The organism is Tessaracoccus terricola (assembly GCF_054776555.1).
In genome coordinates, this window is sequence record NZ_BAAHBS010000011.1 from 22,339 (window position 1) to 28,338 (window position 6,000).

The 6,000-nt window shown below is 27.4% G+C and carries 3 protein-coding genes and 2 pseudogenes; all 5 read right to left on the reverse strand.

The annotated features are described in order from the left end of the window. Nucleotides 1–492 precede the first annotated feature (492 nt). On the reverse strand, nt 493–588 hold the full coding sequence (locus tag ACYU7G_RS17385) for a hypothetical protein (RefSeq protein ID WP_461110076.1): 96 nt from the start codon (nt 586–588) through the stop codon (nt 493–495). A gap of 1,482 nt (nt 589–2,070) precedes the next feature. Beyond that, nucleotides 2,071–2,523: an LAGLIDADG family homing endonuclease gene (locus ACYU7G_RS17390; protein WP_461110077.1), complete on the reverse strand. Its 453-nt coding sequence runs from the start codon at nt 2,521–2,523 to the stop codon at nt 2,071–2,073. A 42-nt stretch (nt 2,524–2,565) separates the two neighbouring features. After that, nucleotides 2,566–3,222: pseudogene (locus ACYU7G_RS17395) on the reverse strand (cbb3-type cytochrome c oxidase subunit I); the annotation flags it as partial. Nucleotides 3,223–3,384: 162 nt separating this feature from the next. Next, nucleotides 3,385–3,903: pseudogene (locus tag ACYU7G_RS17400) on the reverse strand (cbb3-type cytochrome c oxidase subunit I). Between the two features lie 1,629 nt (nt 3,904–5,532). Continuing rightward, on the reverse strand, nt 5,533–6,000 hold a 468-nt coding region (locus ACYU7G_RS17405), incomplete at its 5' end, for a hypothetical protein (RefSeq protein ID WP_461110073.1).

Here is a 6,000-nt window from a genome sequence, read left to right on the forward strand (position 1 = left end):
GCCCACTCTAAACTATTGTAATTTTTATACCAATACAGTTAAATTTGTATCAAACTAACTTTATACGGGTAATCTTCCAAATGCGTACGGTTTAGGTTGTCTATTTAAAGGACTCTAAACTATATGATTTCCATACCAACATAGTTAAATAACTTTGTATAGGTAATGTCTCAAATGCAAATGGTTTAAATGGACTATTTAAATCTCATTCTATATTATAAAATTTTGTTCCAATACAGTTAAATTTGCACCAAATTAACTTTGTAAAGGTAATGACACAAATGCGTGCGGTTTAGGTGGACTACTTAAAGCTCACTCTAAACTATTGTAATTTCTATTCAAGTATCCTCTTAAAGAATCAGTGTGGAAAGGAAGTGTTAATCAAGGGTATCTTGTAGCAACTTCTCCTACTGTTAGTTGTTGGAATACTATAAATAAGAATAATCAAGCAGCTACTACACTTACTATTGATCCAAAACTACTTACTAAGTTTCATCCTGTAAATGCATCAGGGTAATCACTTATTCTTCTAGGCATTCCTTGTAAACCTAAGAAATGTTGAGGGAAGAATGTTAAATTAACTCCGATGAATAATAATCAGAATTGAAGTTTAGCTAAGTAGATGTTATAATTTAAACCTAATATCTTAGGTGATCAGAAATATCATCCACTGAACATAGCAAATACAGCTCCCATACTTAATACGTAGTGGAAATGCTTAAAAAACTTTTATTTCTCCTGAGATAATATTTTCTCTACGGATTTCAGATTTTTTTTTAATATTTTTATAACACTCACATATTCTTTGAACAAAGATTTAGATTCATTAGGAAAAAACTCCTCTTTTTCTTTGTTTATATCTATAACAATCTTTTTAAATTTATTTTCTTGATTATTATAAGCTTTGTATTCATATTTAACATTATTTAATTGTTCATGAATTGTAAATTTAGGCTTATCCTCTATATTAATACTTTCTTTCCAGTTTCTCTTTTTACTAAAAGATTCTTGTTTGAAAGTAGTATTAGAATAATCTTTATTTAAATTTTTCTTTTGAAGATCTAATATTTTTTCTTTTAAAGAAGAAGCTCTCTTTTTATTTTTCTTCTTGTTTTTTAAATCAAAGAAAAAATTTACATTAGGCTTTTTAGGTTTATTATCCTTATTTTTAACTCATTTGTAATCTAATGATAATTTTAAATCTTTTAATTTGTTTACAATATTCATATTCAAAAAAAATCCTTTAAAATAAGTTATTATCAAAATTAAAAGTTTTTGTCCTATTATAATTAGTACTAATAAATTAAGGATTAATAAACCAAACAACATATACTTAACTATATTATGATACATAGGAAAGTATTGTTTCAATTCATGATTTTTTACTCAATTTTTAGTTATTTTAATTAATTTAATTAAAACGCCTGTTAAAAAGAAAAAACTAAATATGTATCTATATAACATATCCAGATCTATTATAATAATGTAAGCACAATAAACTAAAATCAAGAGTTCTGTTTTTCTTATGCCTTTATTACTTTTTTTAGTTAATGCTATATATCCTTTATTTATTAAATAATGAATATTATAATAAAACCCTAAGTATATATGCTTGTTTGGAGTGAAAAGAATAAATTTGAGTATATTAAAAATTAATATTAAAAAAAATCAGTAATAATCGTTAACGTTATTTCACGTGTGCAACCCTATCATTTGTAGAGTATTAATAGTCAGGACTATATCATAACCCATATATTTTTAATATAATAAGTATTTACGAACACAAGGAACTTTATATCATAAAGGATTGTCATATTTAAATCAATCTATTAAAAAATTACTATATATTTTATGCTCTAAACTATCTTTAGGGTATGTTTTATATTTTCTAATTTCTATAAAAGATTTAATTTTTGTAACTCTATAAAATTTCATATCGTTATACAACCTATTATTCATAAAGTAATCGTATATAAATAGCATATTATCTACATTTTGAAATTTAAAGGAAATAAATGAGAATTTCTTTGATTTAGAATCTTTACGTATAACAATTCTTGGTTTAGAGTTTCATATAGTGTCATCGAAGTTTAATTTAGATGTATATTCATTATATTTAAATTCTAAATTACATTCTATTCTGTTTCCGGCATAATTAAATATTATACTTCCGTTACTATCAACTAAGCCTGCAAAATAGGGATCATATTTTCCTATATTATAATCAGCTTCAATATAATCTAGATTATATAAAGTGCAAGCTTCTTTAAAACTAGGTACTTTAAGTCTAATCAGCCCATTAATATTGTTAAGAATATACGTCATATTTTCTTTAGTTGACACTATATAAATAGAGTAAGATTTATTTTTATCTGTTCTAATCTTACCTATATGTAAACAATCTTGTATACGGGTTAATATCCTAATATTTTTGTTATGTAATTTTATTCTAATTTGTTTAAGAACTCTTTTATTACTAACAGGATCTAATCTAATATCAAAATTTCCATTCCCATCTATTATACCACTAAATCATTTTCAAAATTTGAAATTTCTAGAAATGGGTCACTGACGTGTAGTCTCTGAGAATCCTTTGCAGTTTTCTGCTGATTGGAAATCCTCAAGTTTAAACTTTGTCGTATTAAACTTAATCGTCATATTATTATTTTGACTATTTAAAAGAATATTATTCTTACTAGCATCTAGTTTGTAAAGATAAGACGTATTAATAAATAGTAAATAATACACTAGTATCCGTCCCAGCATATAGTCAGTTTCATCTATGTTATTTATATAAAATAACATATTGCGGCCCACACGAGCAACTACGTAATAAGTATCATGGAATGCTATATCAAGAGAAGCATTAGCTAAAACTACACCACTTAATCCACCTATAGTGAACATAAATACAAAACCTATTCCAAATAACATAGAAGGTGTTAATTTAATAGATCCTCCGTAGCATGTAGCTAATCATGAGAATATTTTAATTCCAGTAGGAACAGCTATTATTAAAGTAGCAGCTGTGAAGTAAGCTCTTGTATCTACATCTAAACCAACTGTATACATATGATGACTTCAAACTATGAATCCTAATATTCCAATAGACATCATAGCATAAACCATACCTATGTAACCAAATATAGATTTATTAGAGTTAGCAGATAAAGTTGTACTAATTATACCAAAACCTGGTATAATTAAAATATAAACCTCAGGATGTCCGAAGAATCAGAAAAGATGTTGGTATAATATTGGGTCACCTCCCCCTGCTGCTTCAAAGAAAGAAGTGTTAAAGTTTCTATCTGTTAATACCATAGTAATACCACCGGCTAATACTGGTAAAGATAGTAATAATAAAACAGCTGTTATAACTACAGCTCACCCAAATAAAGCTAATTTGTGTAATTTAATTCCAGGAGTTCTCATATTAGCAATAGTAGTAATAAAGTTTATAGCACCTAATAAACTACTTACTCCGGATAAATGTAAAGCAAAAATACCTAAATCTACACTAGGTCCACTATGACTTTGTATTCCTGCTAAAGGTGGGTAAAGAGTTCATCCTGTACCTGCACCTCCTTCTATACATGAAGAGAATATTAGAAATAGTAAACTTGGAGGTAATAATCAGAAACTTATATTATTAAGTCTAGGGAATGCCATATCTGGACCCCCTACCATTAAAGGTAATAAGAAATTACCAAAACCTCCAATTAATGCGGGCATAACCATAAAGAATATCATTAAGATTCCATGCGCCGTAATTATACTATTATATAATTGATTATCGGAGATATATTGTATACCAGGTCCACTTAATTCTAATCTAATTAATACAGAAAAAGCAGTTCCCAGTAACCCTGAAAATAAAGCAAAGATTAAATAAAGATTACCTATATCTTTAGCATTAGTAGAAAAAAATCATCTCTCTATATTCATACTAATGGAAGATATCTTAGCGTTCAAAGACCGCTCCGTAATCATTTTTTAATATATGATTTAAGAAAGATTTCGTATAAATGAAATATTATCGCTAAAAATCCACTATTCTAACATTAATTTTTTATATTAATATAAAGTATACATATCTGAATAGCCTTTTTAGGTCAATTATTTCAAAAATAAGGACTTTAAGGAAATTCCATGAATATCTATTTAATTTTTTGGTGTCTAAACTATTCTTATAAAGAATTATAAAATATCACACAATTCTTTAGAAATGCGCCTTTTCGGGTGTCTAAATTATTCTCATAAAGAATAATAAAATATCACAGCGCCCGACCTCCTCCTTTCCAAAGAATATTTCATACGTATTCCTTGAGTCATGCCTATACTTTATTTATCTATCCCTTAAATAAGGAAGCCCTAATAAAGGGAATGAATAAAAAGAATAAGGATAAACAAAGAATAAACAAAAGAGAAGAGCACAGCTTAATTTAAATATAGCCAGTATTTAAAAATAAATCATTGTAAGATTACAACAAATACTATCTTATAAATCAAGTAATTACCAATAGTTATAAAATTAATTTATAATATTGACGCAAAATATATAAACAGATAGAGCTTTACCGAATATTCTATTAATAATAAAGATATACTAAATACATATAAATCACGATAGATAAATGATGTTTTCCGTAAATATATTGTAGATTATACATATTAAATTTATTTTTAGATTCTTGGTCTTTTAGATCCTGAAGATACCTCTCCAGATCCATCATGAGGTCTTTTAGATCCTGAAGATCCCTCTCCATTCTTAGGACTAGGAGATTCTTCTCTATTATTAGTACTAGGAGATTCCTCTCTATAATAATGAATAGGAGATCCATCATCAGAAAAACTTGGTCTACCTCTCGGATTATTCATTCGCTCTCAAAAAGTTTGATGGTCTGGCGAATGGCCACCAGGAGGAGTAGGAGTATAAAATCACTGGTGATGATGACCATCACTATCAAAGTAACCATTCGAGTCTGCGTCGGATATATCCCCATTATTGTTTCCTCCCTGCCCACTAGGATTACTAGGTGTTTGAGGGTGTTCACTAGGCTGACCAGATGGTTGGTGTCCACCAGGATGACTAGGTGTTTGAGGGTGTTCACTAGGATTCCCGTTTCCTTGGTTGGGAATCTCAGTCACAGGGTTTAATATAGCATTTTCAGGGTTAGTATTTGAACCAGTAGAATTGATATTTGAACCAGTAGATGAACTGTTATAGGTTATCCCCTTCAGGGGTATTTTCTGGAGTATTTAAGGGCTCCATTGGTAAACCTAAAAGTAAATTATTCGAATTATAAAACACATAAAGATATTCAAATAAATCATTTAAACCATAAAACACAGAATTTAAATCAGATATATTTATATTATATTTAAAATTAGAAAAAATTCATAGAATTCTTGATATAATTAAAAATAATATCCAACACTTTCATATATTTAATGGACTTATATTCAGCACCAATATATATCAACCCTTAATTAATATTCATTTGAATGAATTAAATATACCGGATTCTAGGACTAAAGCAAAGAAGAAATATTTCTTCTTCCCCTACTTAAAATAACTATAAAAATGTTAATACATAACATAGATAACAATAAAGTATTATTAATGTCAAATAAATAGAAATTATTACCCATTAGATATACAATAATACCTATTATTATGTATAATGCATAATTAGTAACCATACCTGTACTTAAACTGTTTATTAATTTACCTGCAGATAATAATAGTTTCTCAGCCCCAAAAGGCCCTATTAATTCAATACTACCTCTATCTAAAATTTTCGTAGTTTGACCTCCTAATCTTAGAGTTAAGTCAACTATATATTTATTAACAAATAATTCTATTAATAGACGCTGGTTAAAGAATCCAAATATATTATAACCTAAGTTAGTTAATTTAAAACTGTTAGTTAAAGAAGGATAAAATTCAAATAGTACTATTGCAAATCCTGTAGCAATTACTGTTAAGATAAATGGTAA